The 18,860-nt window shown below is 68.0% G+C and carries 19 protein-coding genes and 1 tRNA gene; 6 read left to right on the top strand and 14 right to left on the bottom strand.

The features are described 5' to 3' along the window. Nucleotides 1-33 precede the first annotated feature (33 nt). Nucleotides 34-354, top strand: coding sequence for a thioredoxin (trxA, locus tag ACFOWB_RS20160; protein ID WP_261404462.1), 321 nt, complete (start codon nt 34-36; stop codon nt 352-354). A 285-nt stretch (nt 355-639) separates the two neighbouring features. Here the strand turns inward: trxA and ACFOWB_RS20155 are convergent, their stop codons facing one another. The 5 genes from ACFOWB_RS20155 to ACFOWB_RS20135 are packed head-to-tail and all read right to left on the bottom strand — an operon-like array spanning nt 640 to nt 5,644. Beyond that, the gene (locus ACFOWB_RS20155; protein ID WP_378149013.1) at nt 640-1,947 is read right to left on the bottom strand and encodes a bifunctional folylpolyglutamate synthase/dihydrofolate synthase; all 1,308 of its coding nucleotides are present in this window, start codon (nt 1,945-1,947) and stop codon (nt 640-642) included. A 32-nt stretch (nt 1,948-1,979) separates the two neighbouring features. Next, nucleotides 1,980-2,894 carry an acetyl-CoA carboxylase, carboxyltransferase subunit beta gene (accD, locus tag ACFOWB_RS20150; RefSeq protein ID WP_378148980.1) on the bottom strand — a complete coding sequence of 305 codons (915 nt, stop codon included), beginning with the start codon at nt 2,892-2,894 and terminating at the stop codon, nt 1,980-1,982. Nucleotides 2,895-2,928: 34 nt separating this feature from the next. Next, nucleotides 2,929-3,762, bottom strand: coding sequence for a tryptophan synthase subunit alpha (gene trpA, locus ACFOWB_RS20145; RefSeq protein ID WP_378148978.1), 834 nt, complete (start codon nt 3,760-3,762; stop codon nt 2,929-2,931). Continuing rightward, the gene (gene trpB, locus ACFOWB_RS20140; protein WP_261404463.1) at nt 3,759-4,976 is read right to left on the bottom strand and encodes a tryptophan synthase subunit beta; all 1,218 of its coding nucleotides are present in this window, start codon (nt 4,974-4,976) and stop codon (nt 3,759-3,761) included. The genes trpA and trpB overlap by 4 nt, the downstream gene beginning before the upstream one ends. 20 nt (nt 4,977-4,996) lie before the next feature. Then, nucleotides 4,997-5,644, bottom strand: coding sequence for a phosphoribosylanthranilate isomerase (locus ACFOWB_RS20135; protein WP_378148976.1), 648 nt, complete (start codon nt 5,642-5,644; stop codon nt 4,997-4,999). 315 nt (nt 5,645-5,959) lie between these two features. Here ACFOWB_RS20135 and cysP point away from each other — a divergent pair, with 315 nt between their 5' ends. From cysP to cysW, 3 genes are all read left to right on the top strand, one after another. Then, nucleotides 5,960-6,973 carry a thiosulfate ABC transporter substrate-binding protein CysP gene (cysP, locus tag ACFOWB_RS20130; RefSeq protein WP_261404464.1) on the top strand — a complete coding sequence of 338 codons (1,014 nt, stop codon included), beginning with the start codon at nt 5,960-5,962 and terminating at the stop codon, nt 6,971-6,973. Nucleotides 6,974-7,230: 257 nt separating this feature from the next. Continuing rightward, entirely contained in the window at nt 7,231-8,055 is an 825-nt protein-coding gene (cysT, locus tag ACFOWB_RS20125) for a sulfate ABC transporter permease subunit CysT (protein WP_261404465.1), read from the top strand. Continuing rightward, nucleotides 8,055-8,912 carry a sulfate ABC transporter permease subunit CysW gene (gene cysW, locus ACFOWB_RS20120; RefSeq protein WP_378148973.1) on the top strand — a complete coding sequence of 286 codons (858 nt, stop codon included), beginning with the start codon at nt 8,055-8,057 and terminating at the stop codon, nt 8,910-8,912. Before cysT ends, cysW begins: the two co-directional genes overlap by 1 nt. 263 nt (nt 8,913-9,175) lie before the next feature. Here the strand turns inward: cysW and ACFOWB_RS20115 are convergent, their stop codons facing one another. The 7 genes from ACFOWB_RS20115 to aroA all read right to left on the bottom strand — a co-directional run bounded on the left by ACFOWB_RS20115 (nt 9,176) and on the right by aroA (nt 15,751). Beyond that, nucleotides 9,176-9,541, bottom strand: coding sequence for a LapA family protein (locus ACFOWB_RS20115; protein ID WP_261404466.1), 366 nt, complete (start codon nt 9,539-9,541; stop codon nt 9,176-9,178). Next, nucleotides 9,538-9,843, bottom strand: a complete 306-nt coding sequence (locus tag ACFOWB_RS20110) for an integration host factor subunit beta (RefSeq protein ID WP_261404467.1) — start codon at nt 9,841-9,843, stop codon at nt 9,538-9,540. The genes ACFOWB_RS20115 and ACFOWB_RS20110 overlap by 4 nt, the downstream gene beginning before the upstream one ends. Before the next feature lie 66 nt (nt 9,844-9,909). After that, nucleotides 9,910-10,869 (bottom strand): signal peptide peptidase SppA, encoded by a 960-nt coding sequence (sppA, locus tag ACFOWB_RS20105; protein WP_261404468.1) that lies wholly within the window; start codon nt 10,867-10,869, stop codon nt 9,910-9,912. 142 nt (nt 10,870-11,011) lie between these two features. Beyond that, the gene (gene rpsA, locus ACFOWB_RS20100) at nt 11,012-12,721 is read right to left on the bottom strand and encodes a 30S ribosomal protein S1 (RefSeq protein ID WP_261404469.1); all 1,710 of its coding nucleotides are present in this window, start codon (nt 12,719-12,721) and stop codon (nt 11,012-11,014) included. 293 nt (nt 12,722-13,014) lie between these two features. After that, nucleotides 13,015-13,677 (bottom strand): glutathione S-transferase family protein, encoded by a 663-nt coding sequence (locus tag ACFOWB_RS20095; RefSeq protein WP_261404470.1) that lies wholly within the window; start codon nt 13,675-13,677, stop codon nt 13,015-13,017. A gap of 89 nt (nt 13,678-13,766) precedes the next feature. Beyond that, nucleotides 13,767-14,393, bottom strand: coding sequence for a (d)CMP kinase (gene cmk / locus ACFOWB_RS20090; RefSeq protein WP_261405671.1), 627 nt, complete (start codon nt 14,391-14,393; stop codon nt 13,767-13,769). Next, nucleotides 14,390-15,751 (bottom strand): 3-phosphoshikimate 1-carboxyvinyltransferase, encoded by a 1,362-nt coding sequence (gene aroA / locus ACFOWB_RS20085; RefSeq protein WP_378148967.1) that lies wholly within the window; start codon nt 15,749-15,751, stop codon nt 14,390-14,392. The genes cmk and aroA overlap by 4 nt, the downstream gene beginning before the upstream one ends. A 150-nt stretch (nt 15,752-15,901) precedes the next feature. Between aroA and ACFOWB_RS20080 the strand changes: the two genes are divergently transcribed. Continuing rightward, nucleotides 15,902-16,348: a TIGR02300 family protein gene (locus ACFOWB_RS20080; RefSeq protein WP_378148964.1), complete on the top strand. Its 447-nt coding sequence runs from the start codon at nt 15,902-15,904 to the stop codon at nt 16,346-16,348. A 178-nt stretch (nt 16,349-16,526) separates the two neighbouring features. Next, a tRNA-Ala gene (locus ACFOWB_RS20075) sits at nt 16,527-16,602 on the top strand. A 260-nt stretch (nt 16,603-16,862) separates the two neighbouring features. On the opposite strand, the gene ACFOWB_RS20070 is transcribed toward ACFOWB_RS20075, so the two are convergent. Further along, on the bottom strand, nt 16,863-18,407 hold the full coding sequence (locus ACFOWB_RS20070; protein ID WP_261404472.1) for a recombinase family protein: 1,545 nt from the start codon (nt 18,405-18,407) through the stop codon (nt 16,863-16,865). Then, a complete protein-coding gene (locus tag ACFOWB_RS20065; RefSeq protein WP_261404473.1) occupies nt 18,404-18,859 on the bottom strand; it encodes a DUF2924 domain-containing protein in 456 nt (151 codons plus the stop codon). The genes ACFOWB_RS20070 and ACFOWB_RS20065 overlap by 4 nt, the downstream gene beginning before the upstream one ends. Nucleotide 18,860: the final 1 nt, after the last annotated feature.

Raw genomic sequence — 18,860 nt, 5'->3', positions numbered from 1 at the left:
CGGCTCGCCCGTTTTATGAGAAAGGTGCCCCCCATGGCGACCGCGAAAGTCTCCGACGCCAGCTTCGAGAACGACGTCCTGAAGTCCGCCGAACCCGTCGTGGTGGATTTCTGGGCCGAGTGGTGCGGCCCCTGCCGCGCGATCGGCCCGGCGCTTGAGGAAATCTCCGAGGAGATGGCCGGCAAGGTGAAGATCGTGAAGCTCAATGTCGACGAGAATCCCGAGACCGCGACGCGGTTCGGCATCTCGGCAATCCCGATGCTGATGATGTTCAAGGGCGGCGAGCATGTCGCGACCCAGCGCGGCGCGGCTCCGAAGTCCAAGCTCGTCAGCTGGATCGAGACCTCGGTTTGAGCTGATCCCACCACCGGCGTGTCCGGAGACGGCGTCTGAAAGGCCCTCGGAGCGATCCGGGGGCTTTTTGTTTGAGGCCCGCGCCACGGCGGCAGGAGCGACGCGCGAGCCGGGGTCCCATTCAGGATGAGGCGGGCTCAGCATGACCGAAATTGAGACGCGGTCGCTTCCACCGTCATGCCCGCGCCTTCGCGCGGGCATCCACGACGTGATCGGAGAGCGGCGCGGCAAGAATGTCGTGGATACCCGGCTTCGCCGGGCATGACGGCGAGGCTCGAGCTGGGATCAGCCTGGCCAGGTCCCGTTCGCCGCAAGCGCCTCGCCGGCGAGGTAGAGCGAGCCGGTGATCAACACGCGCGGCGGCGTCGGGCCGGCGGCGCGACTGATGCGCGCGAGCGCTTCCTCGACAGACCCGCAGGATTCGGCCGCAAGCCCCGCGCGCTCGGCCGCGCTCGTGACCTCATCGGGAGAACGGGCGGCCGTCGACGAGCCGATCGGCACGCCGTAGACCCTCCCCGCAAGGCCCGCAAAGGCCTCGAGGAAGCCGTCGGAGTCCTTGGTGTTGAGCATCCCCACCACCATCACGATCGGCTTGGGAGAGCGCTCGTCCAGCTCGGCGAGGGTGGAGGCGATCGCACGGCCGCCGTCGGGATTGTGGCCGCCGTCGAGCCAGAGCTCGGACCCGGCAGGCAGGAGCGTCGGCAGGCGTCCCGAGGCGAGGCGCTGCATGCGCGCCGGCCAGTCGACGGAGCCGAGGCCCGTCTCGATGGCCGCGGTCTCGGTCTTCAGCGCGGACGACGCCCTGAGCGCCGCGATCGCCGCGCCAGCGTTCTCGATCTGGTGGCGGCCGACGAGGCGCGGCAGCGGCAGGTCGAGCAGACCGTCGCCGTCCTCGAAGACGAGGCGGCCGCGTTCCTCGCGGGCCTGCCAGTCCTGTCCCGAGATCGACAGCGGCGCGCCGACGCGGGCGGCCTCGCGCTCGATCGCCTCGAGCGCCGCGCCCTCCTGACGCGAGATCACCGCGGGGGTGAGGCTCTTCAGGATGCCGGCTTTCTCATGGGCGATCTGGGCGATGTCGTCGCCCAGGAACTTCTGGTGGTCGAGGCTCACCGGCGTGATGACGCTGGCGAGCAGCTTCTCGACGACGTTGGTGGCGTCGAAACGCCCCCCGAGGCCGACCTCGAGCAGCAGAACGTCGGCGGGCTCGCGTGCGTAGAGCAGCATCGCGGCCGCGGTGGTGATCTCGAACAGCGTGATGGGCCGTCCGCCATTCACCCGCTCGACCTCCTCGAAGGTCGCGGCCAGACGGTCCTCGTCCACATAGGTTCCGGCGAGCCGGATGCGCTCGTGGAACCGCACCAGATGAGGCGAGGTGTAGACGTGGACGCGGCGGCCGGACGCCTCCAGCATCGCCCGCAGGAACGCGGTCGTGGAGCCCTTGCCGTTGGTGCCGGCGATCTGGATCGCGGGCGGCATCGCGCGATGCGGGCCGCCGAGCTCGCTCAGCAGCTCTTCGATGCGGCCGAGCGAGAGGTCGATTTCCTTGGGATGAAGCGCGAGGAAGCGCTCCAGATACGCGTCGCTGCCGCCCATGGGCTCGACCGCAGGTTCAGAACGCGCCGCGCTCACGCGTGGGCGGCCGTCGCCTGCGCCTCCTCCGACGCCTGGTCGTCATGCGGCGCCTTGGCGACGGCGCCGCCCGACAGCAGCCGGCAGAGCCTGGCGAGCGTCGCGCGCATGTCCTTGCGGTGCACGACCATGTCGACCATGCCGTGGTCCTTCAGATATTCCGAGCGCTGGAAGCCGGCCGGCAGCTTCTCGCGGATCGTCTGCTCGATGACGCGCGGGCCCGCGAAGCCGATCAGCGCGCCGGGCTCGGCGATGTGGACGTCGCCGAGCATCGCGTAGGACGCCGTGACGCCGCCGGTGGTCGGATTCGTCAGCACGACGATGTAGGGCTTCTTGGCCTCGCGCAGCATCTGCACCGCGACGGTGGTGCGCGGCATCTGCATGAGCGACAGGATGCCCTCCTGCATGCGCGCGCCGCCGGACGCGGCGAACAGCACCAGCGGCGTGCCGCGCGCGGCGGCGGTCTCGAGCCCCTTCACGATGGCCTCGCCAGCCGCCATGCCGAGCGAGCCGCCCATGAAGTCGAAGTCCTGCACCACGACCGTGACCGGCGCGCCGTCGATCGCGCCCACGGCGATCTTCACCGCGTCCTGCATCGAGGTCTTGGTGCGGGCGTCCTTCAGTCGGTCGGCGTATTTCTTCTCGTCGCGGAACTTCAGCGGGTCGTGGGCGACCTCGGGGAGCGAGATCTCCTCGAAACCCTCGTCGAGGGTCGCGGCGAGGCGCTGCTTGGCGCCCATGCGCAGGTGATGGCCGGAGCCCGGGATCACCCAGTCGTTGGCCTCGACGTCCTTGTGGAAGACGAGCTGGCCGGTCTCGGGACATTTGATCCAGAGATTCTCGGCGGGCGCCTCGCGGCGCTCCCAGAGGCTGTTGATCTTGGGGCGGACGACGTTGATGAGCCAGTTCATGGGGGCAGAGCCTTGAGCTTACGGCGGGGCGGCGTCAAGCCGCCGCGCGGCCGCGCCTGACGCCGGCGGCGAGCGCCGAAACGAGATCGGTGACGGCCTTGACCGTTCCGGGGGTCGCCCGGCCTTCGCCGTCAAGGCTCTGGCGCACGGCCTCGACCAGCGCCGAGCCGACCACGACGCCGTCCGCGCCGGCCGCAATCGCGGCGGCGTGCTCGGGCGTCTTCACGCCGAAGCCGACCGCGACGGGCAGGCTGGTGTGGCGCTTCAGCCGCGAAACGGCGGAGGCCACGACGTTGAAGTCGGGCGTGGCGACGCCGGTCACGCCGGTGACGGAGACGTAATAGACGAAGCCCGCGGTGTTCTTGAGCACTGCCGGCAGCCGCGCGTCGTCGGTGGTCGGGGTGGCGAGGCGGATGAAGGCGATGCCTTGGCTCAGCGCCGGCAGGCAGAGCTCGTCGTCCTCCTCCGGCGGCAGATCGACCACGATGAGCCCATCGACGCCGGCGTCCTTGGCCTCAGCGAGGAAGCGCTCGACGCCGAAGATGTAGATCGGATTGTAGTAGCCCATGAGGATGATGGGCGTGTCGGCGTCATGGGCGCGGAAGTCGCGCACGAGATGAAGCGTCTTCTCGAGCGTCTCGCCGCCCTTGAGCGCCCGCAGGCCCCCGGCCTGGATCGCCGGGCCGTCGGCCATCGGATCGGTGAACGGCATGCCGAGCTCGATCACGTCGGCGCCTGCGGCCGGCAGGGCCTTCAGGATCTCGAGCGAGGTCGCGTGGTCGGGATCGCCGGCCGTGACGAAGGTCACGAGCGCCGCGCGGTTCTCGGCGGCGGCCTGCGCGAAACGGGCTTCGATGCGGACGGTCACAGCGGCATTCCCAGGCGATCGGCCATCTGCGGCACGTCCTTGTCGCCGCGGCCGGAGAGGTTGACGACCATCAGGTGGTCCTTCGGGCGCTTGGGCGCATGCTCCAGCACCTTGGCGATGGCGTGGGCGCTTTCGAGCGCGGGGATGATGCCCTCGAGCTTCGACAGCACCTGGAAGGCCTCCACGGCCTCCTCGTCGGTCGCCGAGAGATAGGTCACGCGGCCGACGTCGTTGAGCCAGGCGTGCTCCGGCCCGATGCCCGGATAGTCGAGGCCGGCCGAGATCGAATGGCCTTCCTCGATCTGCCCGTCCTTGTCCATCAGCAGATAGGTGCGGTTGCCGTGCAGGACGCCCGGCTGGCCGCCAGCGATGGAGGCGGCGTTGAGCTTGTCGAGGCCGAAGCCCGCGGCCTCGACGCCGAAGATCTCGACCGAGCGGTCGTCGAGGAAGGGATGGAACAGGCCGATCGCGTTGGACCCGCCGCCCACGCAGGCGAACAGGCTGTCGGGGAGGCGCCCTTCCGCCTCCTGCATCTGCGCCTTGGTCTCGTCGCCGATGACCGACTGCAGGTCGCGCACGATCGTCGGATAGGGGTGCGGGCCCGCCACCGTGCCGATGCAGTAGAAGGTGTCGGCGACGTTGGTGACCCAGTCGCGCAGCGCCTCGTTCATGGCGTCCTTGAGCGTCTTGGCGCCGGACTGCACGGGAACGACGGTCGCGCCCAGCATCTTCATGCGGAACACGTTCGGGGCCTGCCGGGCGACGTCGACCGCGCCCATGAACACCACGCATTCGAGCCCAAACCGCGCGCAGAGGGTCGCGGTCGCGACGCCGTGCTGGCCCGCGCCGGTTTCGGCGATGATGCGCTTCTTGCCCATGCGCCTAGCCAGCAGGATCTGGCCGAGGACGTTGTTCACCTTGTGGGAGCCGGTGTGATTCAGCTCCTCGCGCTTGAGATACACCTTCGCGCCGCCGAGATGCTCGGTGAGCCGCTCGGCGAAATACAGCGGACTCGGGCGGCCGATGTAATGGGTCTGGTGAGCCCGCATCTCGGCGAGAAACGAGGGATCGTCCTTCGCCTCGGCGTAGGCCTTCTCGAGGTCGAGGATCAGCGGCATCAGCGTCTCGGCGACGAAGCGGCCGCCATAGATGCCGAAGCGGCCGCGCTCGTCGGCGCCGGTGCGGAAGGAATTGGGCTCGGGCTGCGCCGTCACGGGCGGACCTTTCGAACTCTTCAGGCAGGGACGGCGCGGGCGGCCATGACGAAGGCCGCGATCCGCTCCGGATCCTTCACGCCGGGCGCGCTTTCGACGCCGGACGAGACGTCGAGGACTGGAGCGGCCGTGGCGCGCAACGCCTCCGCGACGTTGCCGGGGTTGAGGCCCCCGGAAAGCACGAAGGGGCGCTTAGGGTCAAGGCCGGCGAGCAGGCCCCAGTCGAAGGCGACGCCGTTGCCGCCGGGAAGCACAGAACCCTTCGGCGGCTTGGCGTCGAACAGAACCCGGTCGGCCGCCGCCCAATAAGGCTCCGCGCGGGCGAGATCGGAGGCGTCCGAGATCGCGACCGCCTTCCAGATCTCGCGGCCGTAGCGCTCCTTCAGCTCGGCCACGCGCTCAGGCGTCTCCGACCCGTGAAGCTGGAGGATGTCGGGCGCGGCGACCGCGGTCAGCGCGGTGAGCAGCGCGTCGTCGGCGTCGACGGTCAACAGCGCGACCCTGGCCCGCCCGCCGACCTTCGCCGCGAGCGCCGCCAACCGGTCCGGCTCGACATGGCGCGGGCTTTTCGGAAACGACACGAAGCCGACCACGTCGGCCCCGGCGTCGAGCGCGGCGTCGAGCGTGTCCTCGGTCGAAATCCCGCAGATTTTTATCGCGACGGTCATTTGGAGCTCTGCAAAGCCGAACTGCGTGCTTCGAGACGACTTCTTACAGAAGCCTCCTCAGCAGGAGGAGGGTCTTGGACTGGCAGGCGGGACGTTCTTCAGTGTGAGGTGGCCGCGCACGCGGCCGTCTCGAAGCGCGCAGGTCGCCGATCCCATGTGGTGAAGGGCTCTCCCGGCCGCAAATACACAAGTCAATTTTGGTTTTTTACTAAATTCCATAGAACATATCGGTTTTGGATTGCGGGCCGTTCGCGCCGGGTCTAAATATCGCCTGAATTCCGGGCGCCCGAGCGCGCCTTACGACCGGAGCCAGAAATGTCCGCCTTCTCCCGCCGCGCCGCCCTCGCCCTTGGCGTCGCTTTGCTCGCCGCCGCGCCTGTCCGCGCCGAGGAGCCGAACGCCATCCTCAACGTCTCCTACGACATCGGCCGCGAGCTCTTCGTCGCGATCGACAAGGCGTACTCCGCCGACGTGAAGGCGAAGTCCGGCAAGGACATCACCGTCAATCAGAGCCATGGCGGCACCTCCAAGCAGGCGCGCGCCATCCTCGAGGGGCTCGAGGCCGACGTCGTGACCTTCAACCAGGAGCTCGACGTCCAGTTCCTCGCCGACAAGGGCGGCCTGGTGGCGGCCGACTGGAAGACCAAGTTCCCGAACAACGCTTCGCCCTACTATTCGCTGCCGGCCTTCGTGGTGCGGGCCGGCAACCCGAAGGGCGTGAAGAACTGGGACGACCTGATCCGCGACGACGTCAAGGTCGTGTTCCCGAATCCGAAGACGTCCGGCAACGCGCGCTACACCTATCTCGCGGCCTACGCCTTCGCGCTCAAGACCTATGCGGGCGACGAGGCCAAGTCCGACGCCTTCGTGAAGAAGCTGCTGGCGAACGTGCCCGTGTTCGACACCGGCGGCCGCGGCTCGACCACCACCTTCGTGGAGCGCCAGATCGGCGACGTGCTCGTGACCTTCGAGGCGGAGACGGCCGCGGTGAAGAAGGAGTACGGCGCCGACAAGGTCGACGTCGTGGTGCCGCCCGTGAGCCTTCTGGCCGAATTCCCGGTGGCGGTCGTCGAGAAGGTCGCGGCGCGCCGCGGGTCGACGGCGATCGCCAACGACTACCTCAACTATCTCTACAGCCCGAAGGGGCAGGAGATCATCGCGTCCTTCAACAACCGGGTGCAGGACGAGAAGATCATGGAAGCCAACAAGGACCGCTTCCCCGCCGTCGAGCTTCTGACCGTCGACAAGGTGTTCGGCGGCTGGAAGAAGGCGAGCGAGACCCACTTCGCGTCCGGCGGCAAGCTCGACCAGGTGTTCGTGGGGCGGTGACGCCGCCCTTGTCCCGGAGCTGATCCGGGACCCAGTGTCCCGGATCAGCTCCGGGACCCAGAACCGAACCGGTCTCACGATTGAGCTGCGACGGCGCCGCTCATCTCGCAAACGTCAGCGTGTCTGGGTCCCGGATCAAGTCCGGGACAAGGCAGCGGGCTCGCGATCCGGGATCGCGTTCCGTATAAGGCGCTTCACTCTGACGATCCCGGCCTGGCGCGGACGCGCCGTCCGGGATCACGCTTGTTCGGCCCTTGATGTCCCGCTCCCCCCTCCCCGGCTTTCGCCTCGCGCTCGGGCTCACGCTCGCCTATCTCGGGCTGATCGTGCTGCTGCCGCTGGCGGCCCTCATCGCCCAGGCCTCCGGCATGGGCTGGGAGCGCTATCTCGCGGTCGTGACGAGCCCGCGCTCGCTCGCCTCGTTCCAGATCACGGTGCTCGCCGCGTTCGGCGCGACGGTCTTCAACGCCGTCTTCGGCCTCGGCCTCGCCTGGGCGCTCACGCGCTACGAGTTTCCGGGGAAGCGCCTGCTCGACGCGCTGGTCGACGTGCCGTTCGCGCTGCCGACCGCGGTCGCGGGCGTGGCGCTCACCGCGCTCTTCGCCGCCAACGGCTGGTACGGGGCGGCGCTCGCCCCCCTCGGGATTCAGGTCGCCTACGCGCCGCTCGGCATCATGTGCGCGATGGCCTTCACCAGCATTCCCTTCGTGGTGCGCTCGGTGCAGCCGGTGCTCGCCGACCTCTCGTCGGAGGCCGAGGAGGCCGCCGAGACGCTCGGCGCCGGCCAGCTGCGCACCTTCTGGAGCGTGATCTTCCCCGCGATCTTCCCGGCGTTCCTCGCCGGCTGCAGTCTCGCGTTCGCGCGCTCATTGGGCGAGTTCGGCGCGGTGATCTTCATCGCGGGCAACCAGCCGTTCAAGACCGAGATCGCCGCGCTCCTCGTCTTCATCCGGCTCGAGGAGTACGACTACCAGGCGGCCGCCGCGATCGCCTCGGTGATGCTGGGCGCGGCCTTCGTGATGCTGCTCGTCGTCAACGCCATCCAGCTCTGGCATCTGCGCTACGCGCGGGAGGGGCAGTGATGGCCGGCCGCGCCATGAACCGCCGTCCCCGCGTCGGCGACGGCCCGATCGCCAAGCCGCTGATCCTCGGTCTCGTGATCGTCACGGCGGCGCTCGTCATCGTCGGGCCGCTCGCCGTCATCTTTTACGAGGCGCTCAAGCTCGGCGTCGGGACGTACCTCGCAAACCTCGCGACGCCGGACACCCGTCACGCGATCTGGCTGACGGTGGCGACCGCGCTCCTTGCGGTGCCGATCAACGCGGCCTTCGGGATCGCGGCCGCCTACGCCATCGCCAAGTTCGAATTCCGCGGCAAGGGCCTCCTCACCGCGCTGGTCGAGCTCCCGTTCTCGATCTCGCCGATCGTGGCCGGCGTCGCCTATCTCTTCGTCTACGGCGCGCAAGGGTGGTTCGGGCCCTACCTGCAGGACGCCGGGATCAAGATCATGTTCGCCTATCCGGCGATCGTGCTCGCGAGCCTGTTCGTCACCGCGCCGTTCGTCGCGCGCGAGATCCTGCCGCTGATGCAGGCGCAGGGCTCCACCGAGGAGGAGGCGGCGCTTTCGCTCGGCGCGTCCGGCTGGCGCACGCTGTTCTCGGTGACGCTGCCCAACATCCGCTGGGCGCTGTTCTATGGGGTGCTGCTCACCAACGCCCGCGTCATGGGCGAATTCGGCGCGGTCTCGGTGGTCTCGGGCTCGATTCGCGGCGTCACCAACACGGCGCCGCTCCAGATCGAGCTGCTCTATCAGGACTACAACGCCGCCGGCGCCTTCGCGGCCGCGACGGTTCTGGCCGGAATCGCGCTGCTGACGATCGTGGGCAAGATCGTGGTGGAGCGGATGGATCCGGACGTCGGGAGCGGCAAGGCCGGGTGAAGCCGCCGCGTCATCCCGGACGGTCGCAGGCCGAGCCGGGATCGTGCGCAGAAACTGGCTTGAGAACCACCCTGCGTCGTCCCGGCCTTGAGCCGGGACCCATGAGCACCGCAGTTTCAGGATCAGGCGCGGTCGTCGGGATTCCGACAGACGGCGTCGGTTCTGGGTCCCGGCTCAAGGCCGGGACGACGCGCGGCGCTTCAATCGCCCACTCGAAAAATGGTTCCGGCTCTTCGCTTCGACAGGAATGACGCTCGACGCCCTCACGCCGCCTTCTGCGGCGCGGGCAACGCGGCGGTCGCGGCGGCCTGACGGCGCGCTGCGGCGGCTTCCCGGCGAGCCTGTTCGGTCTCCGCCTCGAGCCGTTCGGCCTCGATGCGGCGGCGGCGGGTCTCCTTGCGCCACTTGCCTTGGCGCGCCCAGGAGGCGATCCCGCCGACGAGCACGCCGAGCATCACCGACAAGAGCACCACGGCGAACAGCGGCAGGTCGATCGAGAAGGCCGGCGTCGTCGGCGCGAACGGATCGAAGCCGACCGTCACGGACTGCCGGTTCGCCACCGCGAACACGATGATGAACAGAGCGAGCGGAATGCCGATCAGCCCGGCGAGAAAACGCCGAAACCTCATGCCGGCACGCCCGCCTCGAGTTCGTCCTTGTTGAGCCGCACGCGCATCTCCTTGCCCGTCTTGAAGAACGGCACGACCTTGCCGTCGACCGGAACGTGCTCGCCGGTGCGCGGGTTCCTCCCGACGCGGGCCGGACGGGCCTTCACCGAAAAGGCCCCGAAGCCGCGAAGCTCGACCCGGTCGCCGCGCGAGAGCGCGTCGACGATCTCGTCGAGGATGGCGTTGACGATGTTCTCGACGTCCCGCTGGTAGAGATGCGGATTGAGCGTCGCGATCTTGGTGACGAGTTCTGATTTGATCATTCACCGCTCCCCTGCAGTGCGAAGGTTTCGTGCAGAGACGCTAAGTATAGGGACTTGTACGGAAAATCAGGCCGCAGGGTGCCAGATGGCCAAAACACCGTCAAGGACGACGCCCTCCCCCGTTCGACGGAGAGAAGCGGCGAGGCCAGGGAAGCCGAGCGCGTCGACGAAAGCCGCCGCAAGGCCCGCGGCGCCGAGCCCAAACGGGCCGTCGCCCTTGGGTTTCCACTCCTTGACCGGCAGCGACGCGTCGACGCCCTTGCCGGCGAGCCAGGCCAGCGCCTCGGGCTCGCCGCCGATCTCGTCGACGAGCTTGAGATCGATCGCCTGGCGGCCGGTGAAGACGCGCCCGTCCGAGACCGAAGCGAGCGCCTGCCCCTGAAGGCCGCGCCGCTCGCCCACCACGCCCTTGAACCAGGCGTATGAGTCGAGGATCAGCGCCTCGAGCGCCTTGCGCGCCTCCGGGCTCGTGGGCTCGACGCCCGAGGGCGCGGCCTTGAGCGGCGAGGACTTCACGCTCTCGACCTCGACGCCGACGGTCTTCAGGAGGCCGGTGAAGTTCGGGAACTGCGCCAGCACGCCGATGGAGCCGGTGATCGAGGTCTTGCGCGCGATGATGTGGTCGCTCGCGATCGCCGCGACATAGCCCCCGGAGGCCGCGAGCGTGCCCACCACGGCCACCGTCGGGCGATCCTTGGCGATCAGCCGCACGGCCTCGTAGATGTCCTCGGAGGCCGTGACGCCGCCGCCGGGACTGTCGATCATCAGCATGACGCCCTTGGCGTCGCTCTTGGCGAGGTCGGCGAGGAGCTTCGAGCGCTTCTCGTCGTCGAAGATGACGCCCGAGATCGCGACCTTGGCGATATGCGCTCCGCGGGGCCCCGCGCGCCGCTCGCCGCCGGCCCCGTAAGCCAGCGCGCCGACCACGATCGCGACGCCGACGAGCGCGATCGCGCCGATGCGCCAGAAGGCGAGCCGCCGTCGCAGCGCCCGGCGATCCAGGATGGCGTCGGCGTCGAGGGGCATCGGATCATGTCTCGCGATAAACCGCGTCTCTCAGGACGCTTCGAGACGATGACCTAACACGACGAAGGCCCGCGCGGAAACTCCGCGCGGGCCCTCTGATCGATCGATGTGGGGCGCCGGAGCGCCCCGCGTTTCAAAGAGCTCAGTCTTCCGAGCCGCCTTCGCGCTTCTTGAGCGCGGCGCCGAGGATGTCGCCGAGCGAAGCGCCCGAGTCCGACGAACCGTAGGTCGCGACCGCTTCCTTCTCCTCGGCGATTTCCAGCGCCTTGATGGAGACGGCGATCTTGTGCGCCTTCTTGTCGAACTGCGTGACGCGGGCGTCGAACTTCTCGCCGACGGCGAAACGCTCCGGACGCTGGTCGCCGCGCTCGCGGGCGAGGTCGGCGCGACGGATGAAGGCGGTGAGCTCGGTCTCGGAGATCTTCACCTCGAGGCCGCCCTCCTTCACCTCGATGACCTCGCAGGTCACCACGGAGCCCTTGCGCATCTCGCCGGTGGTGTCGACGAACGGGTCGCCGCCGAGCTGCTTCACGCCGAGCGAGATCCGCTCCTTCTCGACGTCGACGTCGAGAACCTGGGCGCGGACGATGTCGCCCTTCTTGAACTCCTCGATGACCACTTCGCCGGCGCGGTTCCAGTCGAGATCCGACAGGTGGACCATGCCGTCGACGTCGTTGTCGAGGCCGAGGAACAGACCGAACTCGGTCTTGTTCTTGACTTCGCCCTCGACCTCGGAGCCGACCGGATGGTTCTCGAGGAACGCCTCCCAGGGGTTCTGCATGGTCTGCTTGAGGCCGAGCGAGATGCGGCGCTTCACAGGATCGACCTCGAGCACCATCACTTCCACTTCCTGCGAAGTGGCGACGATCTTGCCCGGGTGGACGTTCTTCTTGGTCCACGACATCTCGGAGACGTGGATCAGGCCTTCGATGCCCGGCTCCAGCTCCACGAACGCGCCGTAGTCGGTGATGTTGGTCACGCGGCCCGCGAACTTGGCGCCGGCCGGGTACTTGGCCTCGATGCCCTGCCACGGATCTTCGAGCAGCTGCTTCATGCCGAGCGAGATGCGGTGCGTCTCGTGGTTGATCTTGATGATCTTGACCTTCACCTGCTGGCCGATCTGCAGCAGCTCGGTCGGGTGATTGACGCGGCGCCACGCGATGTCGGTGACGTGCAGCAGGCCGTCGATGCCGCCGAGGTCCACGAACGCGCCGTAGTCGGTGATGTTCTTGACCACGCCCTCGATGACCTGGCCCTCTTCGAGGTTCTGGACCAGCTCCTGGCGCATCTCGGCGCGGGACTCTTCGAGCACGGTGCGGCGCGACACGACGATGTTGCCGCGGCGGCGATCCATCTTGAGGATCTGGAACGGCTGCGGCGTGCCCATCAGCGGGCCGACGTCGCGCACCGGGCGGATGTCGACCTGGGAGCGCGGCAGGAACGCGGTCGCGCCCTGGAGGTCGACCGTGAAGCCGCCCTTGACCTGGTTGAAGATGACGCCTTCGACCTTCTGGTTGTCGTTGAAGGCGACCTCGAGCTTGACCCAGCTCTCTTCGCGGCGGGCCTTGTCGCGCGACAGGACGGCTTCGCCCATCGCGTTCTCGACGCGCTCGAGATAGACCTCGACGACGTCGCCGGGCTTCAGCGGGCTTTCGCGGCCCGTGGCGCCGAACTCCTTGAGGGCGACGCGGCCTTCGGTCTTCAGGCCGACGTCGATGACGGCCATGTCCTTCTCGATCGCGATGACAACGCCCTTGACGACGGAGCCTTCGGAAAAGTCGGCGCGCTCGAAGGACTCGTCGAGCATCGCGGCGAAATCGTCGCGCGAGGGCGCGGCAGCAGTGGCGTTCATTAAATCTCCTGGTGCCCTTCTTCGGGCTGACGGCGCCGGCGTTCGGGTTGATCTTGAGGCCCTGTCGGCCGCCGCGGTCCGGTGTCCGCCTCCCGAAGGAAGCAGGCCGGCGCCGGGACGCGCGCGTCCGAAGAACCAATCCGAAGAAACGGGCCCCTCGCGGCCGCGACGCGAAACCTCGCGCGGCCCAAGCGAGCGACCCGCCTTTCCGGACGCGCGGTCGTTAGCAGATCAGGGGACGGCGCGCAACGAAGGAGGAGAGCTTCGACGACATTCGTGGGCGCCTTGCTTGCCTATCCCACCCGGTCCTTCGGCGCGCCGCCGGGGAAGAAGTCGCGGCACGCCCGCGCGTCCTCGACGCATCGCGCAAAGCTCGGCCGGGCGCGCAACCGCTCGTAATAGGCGATGAGGTGCTTGCGCCCGTCGAAAGGCTGCACCCAGTCGGCGTAGAACAGCGAGGGCGCGGCGGCGCAGTCGCCGATCCCGAACTCCGAGCCCGCCGCCCACTCGCGCGCGGCCATCTCGCCGTCGAGCCAGTCGTAGATCTTGCCCAGCATCTCATGCGCCTTGGCGACGCCGTGCGGATCGCGATCGCCCTCGGGACGCAGCCGGTCGAACACGATCCGCTGCATCGGCTCCATGACGTAAGCGTCAAAGATCCGGTCGCGCATCCGCGCCTGAAGCGCCGCGCGCGGATCGTCGGGAATCATCTTCGGTCCGTCGGGGCGGCGCAGCTCCAGCCACTCGATGATCGAACTCGCCTCGACGACGGTCTCGCCGTCGTGCTCGAGCACCGGAAACTTCGCGATCGGCCAGAGTTTCAGCCATTCCTCGCCCGCGGACGGATTTTCGGGCGCGAGATGACGAAGCTCGAACGGCTCGTCCTTCTCGCAGAAGGCGATGAAGGCCTTCTGGGAGTAGGAGGAAAAGACATGGGCGTAGAGCTTCGGGAGCATTTCTCAGCGGCCGTCGGGTTGAGGTCAGCCCTTCAACCCTAGCGGGACGGCGCTGTGGTCGGAACTCCCCTGTCCTGCTCAGCCAGTTCTCACGCGGCCTTCGTGCGCCGCTCGACGATCGCGATCGCGGCGGCGAAGGCGGCGTCGGCGTCAAGTTCCGTCGTGTCGAGATGGACCGCGTCTTCGGCCGGCTTCAGCGGCGCGGAGGTCCGGCCCATGTCGCGGGCGTCGCGGGCGCGAATGTCGGCGAGGATCTCGGCCTCGTCCACGGTCTCGCCGCGCGCGCGGAGCTCCAGCGCGCGCCGGCGGGCGCGCTCTTCGGCCGAGGCCGTGACATAGAGCTTCACCTCGGCGTCGGGGCAGATCACCGTGCCGATGTCGCGTCCGTCGAGCACCGCGCCGGGCGGCGTCGCGGCGAAGCGGCGCTGGAACTCGACGAGCGCCTGGCGCACCTGCGGATAGGCCGACACCACCGAGGCGCCGGCCCCTGCGGCTTCGCTGCGAAGCTCCGGATCGTTGAGCCCTGCCGGATCGAGCCGGCGGGCTTCTTCCGCGCCGGCTTCGGCGTCGTCGAGCATGGTGCGGTGGATGAGCTTCACCGCGACCGCCCGGTAAAGCAGGCCGGTGTCGAGATGCGGCAGGCCGTAATGCGCCGCGATGCGCCGCGCGAGCGTGCCCTTGCCCGAGGCCGCCGGCCCGTCGATCGCCACGATCACGCCGCGCCCTCCGGCCCGCCGACGTCGATCGCCGCCCCGAGCCCGCGCATCAGCGGCATGAAGTCCGGGAACGAGGTCGCGATCATGGCGGCGTCGTCGATGGCCACCGGCTGGTCGGAGGCGAAGCCCATCACAAGGAAGCTCATGGCGATGCGATGGTCGAGATGGGTGGCGATCGGCTCGCCGCCGCCCCGGACTCCGCCCTGCCCCGTCACGATCAGGTCGTCGCCCTCGATCCGCGCCTCGACGCCGCAGGCTACCAGGCCCGCATAGACCGCCGCGAGCCGATCGCTTTCCTTCACGCGCAGTTCGTGCAGGCCGCGCATCCGCGTCTCGCCGGTCGCGAAGGCCGCGGCGACGGCGAGCACCGGATACTCGTCGATCATGGTCGGGGCGCGCTCGGCCGGCACGTCGACGCCGCTGAGCGCGCTCGCCTTCACGATGAGGTCCGCGACCTGCTCGCCGCCCTCTTCGCGCTCCTCCGAGAAGGCGACGTCCGCGCCCATTTCGATGAGCGTCGTCAGAAGGCCCGAACGGAGCGGATTGGTCATCACGCCCTCGATCACGACCTCCGAGCCCGGCGTGATCAGCGCCGCGACGAGGGGAAACGCCGCCGACGACGGATCGGCCGGCACGGAGATTTCGGTCGGCTTCAGTTCGGGCTCGCCGACGAGGCGGATCGCGCGGCCATGGGCCCCGTGGGGCTCCACCGTCACCTGCGCCCCGAAGGCGCGCAGCATCCGCTCGGTGTGGTCGCGCGTCGCCTCGCGCTCGATCACCGTGGTGACGCCCGGCGCGTTGAGGCCGGCGAGAAGCACCGCGGACTTGATCTGAGCGGACGGAGCCGGCGTCTCGTAGGTGATGGGAATCGCGCGCTCAGGCCCGCGGATCGTCAGCGGCACGCGCCCGCCCTCGGCCTGGGAGACCACGGTCGCGCCCATCTTCTCGAGCGGATCGAGGATCCGGCGCATCGGGCGCGAGCGCAGCGAGGCGTCGCCGTCGAAGGTCGCCTCGACGTTCGAGCCGCCGACCACGCCCATCATCAGCCGGGAGCCGGTGCCGGCGTTGCCGAAGTCGAGCGTCCCGGCCGGGCTCTTCAGTCCGCCGACGCCCACGCCCCTCACCCGCCAGCGGCCGGCCGCGAGGCGCTCCACCTCGGCGCCGAGCGCGCGGGCGGCGCGCGCCGTCGCGATGACGTCGTCGCCTTCCAGAAGCCCCTCCACCCGGGTTTCGCCGACGGCGAGCAGGCCGAGAATCAGCGCGCGGTGCGACGTCGACTTGTCGCCGGGGGCGCGGACGCGGCCGGTGAGCGCGCCGGAACGGCGGGCGCGAGCAGGTGCGGGCTCTAGGGAGGACAAGATTTCTCGCTCTTCCGCTGGACGTTCGGGGGGCCGGCCAAATGGGCTGGCGCGTCGGCGGCTTTCGCCTTGGGCAAGCCGGTGGGCTCTTGACAGTCCGGTCCGCCCACGTCAATCCACCGCCTCGCTTCGAGATCCTGGAACGACTGAATGGCCAAGCCAGAACTCGGAGCCAAGCGGACTTGCCAGTCCTGCGGCTCCAAATATTACGACCTGATGCGCGACCCGATCACCTGTCCCAAATGCGGGGCGACGTTCGTGGCCGTGAGCCTGCTTTCGGCCGCCGCGGTCGCCCGTTCGGCGCGCGCCGAAGCCCGTAAGCCGGCGCCGATCGACGATGACGACGACGTCGAGAAGCCGGAAGTCGACGAGGAGGAGGACGCCGAGGCGATCTCGCTCGAGGACGCCGACGAGGAGACCGTCGGCGCGACCAAGAAGTCGTCGTCCAAAAAAGATGACGACGAGGACGTCGACGTCGATTCGGACGACGATGACGACTCGGACGACGACGACGAGAGCTTCCTCGAGGCCGACGACGAAGGCGACGACGACGTCACCGACATCATCGGCGACAGAGAAAAAGACGACGAGGCTTGAACAGCCCCGCGAACTGTGATTGAGAGACGCGCCGCGACGGACCCCGACGCGGCGCAAGCCCTCCCGGCGCCAGCCGCGGACGGGCTGAAGGCTTCGAAAGAAGCGAGTTAGAAATGTCCGGTTCTTCGCGCGGCGGATCCCAAGCCCCGCGCATCTTTCGAAGGACCGCACCCCGGGTGGGGCCATAGCTCAGTTGGGAGAGCGCTTGAATGGCATTCAAGAGGTCGGCGGTTCGATTCCGCCTGGCTCCACCAAACATTTCTCGGAAAATTTCGGTTCTGTCGGTCGCACGAAAAACGTCGCAGTTCCCGCCACTTAGCGGGCGATCGAGGCGCATTACCGGTCTCTAGAAGTCGTCATAAGCCGCGATATCCGCTTTCGAGCGCGCTGGTCTCCGGTCCTGCAAAGCCATGTCGTACCCGCGCGACGATGCACTGGCCGGCCAGACGACCTCGCGGCTCGCCAGGCTGTGGAAAACTTCTTGGGTTTCAGGATTTGACCGAGCGTAGGAAGCTCAGGCTGCGGGCTGTTCGAAACCGATCATCCGCCACTGCTCCGACCAGATCATCGGAGCGTCGGCGAGCGCTTTGGCGGCGACGCCGCGAGGTAAACGGCCATCCGCGATGGCCTTCACAAGGCTAGGAGCCAGGAAGGCGTAATCGATCATCCGCTCGACGTGACGCCGGGTGCATCCGCGACGCTCGGCGAATTGATCGAGATCGATAGTTCGGCCTCGCTCGAGCTCTGCGACACATTGCCGACCGATCGCGATCCACCTGAGCAGGACGGCGCGCGCCTCCGCCTTCATCGGAAGAGCAGAGTCGTTCGCCAGCCCAAGAATGCTTTGGGCGCTTGATCGTTTTGGCGAAGGGATGCGAATCGAGTCACCGTTGGCGAGAGTGAGCTCGACGCCATCCGCAGCAACGATCGCTCGGCTGAGATGTTCAGCAACCAGTTCCCGCTCATCGAAGCTTTCGGCTGATCTCGCACGAAGCGCCGCGATGATCGCGTTTTCGATTTGCGGCGCTGAGATGCGCTTTATCGATCCGGCCTCATCTCCCCTCCCCTGCGCGACGACGCAGGACACATAGTAGCGATACCGAACACCCTTCCTGTTTGTGACGCTTGGGGTCATCGGATGCCCGCGATCGTCGAACAGCTGACCGACCAGCAGCGCGGCGGAGCTCGATCGCTTCGTGCAATGGCCGTTCCGGTTCTCAGAGATCTTCGCTGCGACCGATTGGAACAGTGACGTTGTAATGATCGCTGGGTGCTCGGCAGGATAGCTCATGCCTTTGTGGTTGAGCTCCCCAAGATAGACCCGGTTCGCCAGCAGATGCGCGAGCGGACCATTTGTCAGTGGCACGCCGCCGATCGTCTTGCCGCACGCAAGGATCCGCTGACGCGTGACGACGCCCTGCTCCCGAAGCTCCTTTTGGAGAGCGCTCAGCGATCCAAGCGCGAGATAGCGATCGAAAATTTGTCTGACGGTCGCGGCTTCAGCTTCGTCGACCACCAGCTTCTTCGCCTCGACCCGATAGCCGAGCGGCACGACCCCACCGACCCAGATGCCGCGCTTCTTCGAGGCACTGATCTTATCCCGGATGCGCTCGCCCGTGACCTCCCGCTCGAACTGCGCGAAGGACAGCAGCATGTTGAGGGTCAACCGCCCCATGCTGGTGGTTGTGTTGAATGACTGCGTCACCGACACGAACGAGACGCCGTTGGCGTCGAACAGCTCAACGAGCTTGGCGAAGTCGGCGAGCGAGCGGGTCAGGCGATCGACTTTGTAGACGACGATCACGTCAACGCCGCGTGACCGCACCAGATCGAGCAGCCGCTGCAGCGCTGGCCGCTCCATTGAACCACCGGAGAAGCCGCCGTCGGAGAACACCCCGTTTTTGACGAGCTTCCAGCCCTCCCCGGCCTGGCTTCGCACATAGGCCTCGGCCGCCTCGCATTGCGCGTCGAGAGAGTTGAAGTCCATCTCCAGCCGATGATCGGTCGAGACACGCGTATAGACCGCGCAGCGTCGGATGGTTGGCGGCTGGCGGCTCACCGAACATTCTCCCTCGCCCTCAGGCCGAAGAAGCGAGGCCCGTTCCATCGGACGCCTGTGATCGCGCGAGCGACTTCGGACAGGCTGCGGTAGGTGGCGCCGTTCCAGGCGTAGCCGTCAGCGATGTGCATCACGTGATGGGTGACGCCTTCCCATTCACGGATGAAGATCGCCCCCTGCCCCGCCCGAACCTTGTCGGGCATGGGCAGTGATTTGGCTTTGGCGAACTTTCGATCGGTAGCGACGCGGTCGAGAAACCGCGCCGTGTCCGGATCGAGGTCGCCGAGCGCATCGGCCTGCACTCGATACGCCAGCAATTTTAGCAGCAGTGATCTTGTGACAACGGTTGGCGCAGCGCGACCGGTGACGCTGCGCCAACGAGCTTTAAGCGTAGTAAAGTCGAGCGTCTCCAGTCGGCGAAGCTCGACTTCGATCCCGGGCGTGCGGGACATC

It is taken from the genome of Chenggangzhangella methanolivorans, assembly GCF_042648545.1.
GTDB classification, from domain to species: domain Bacteria; phylum Pseudomonadota; class Alphaproteobacteria; order Rhizobiales; family Methylopilaceae; genus Methylopila; species Methylopila methanolivorans.
This window is presented reverse-complemented; position numbering and strand designations above follow the sequence as displayed.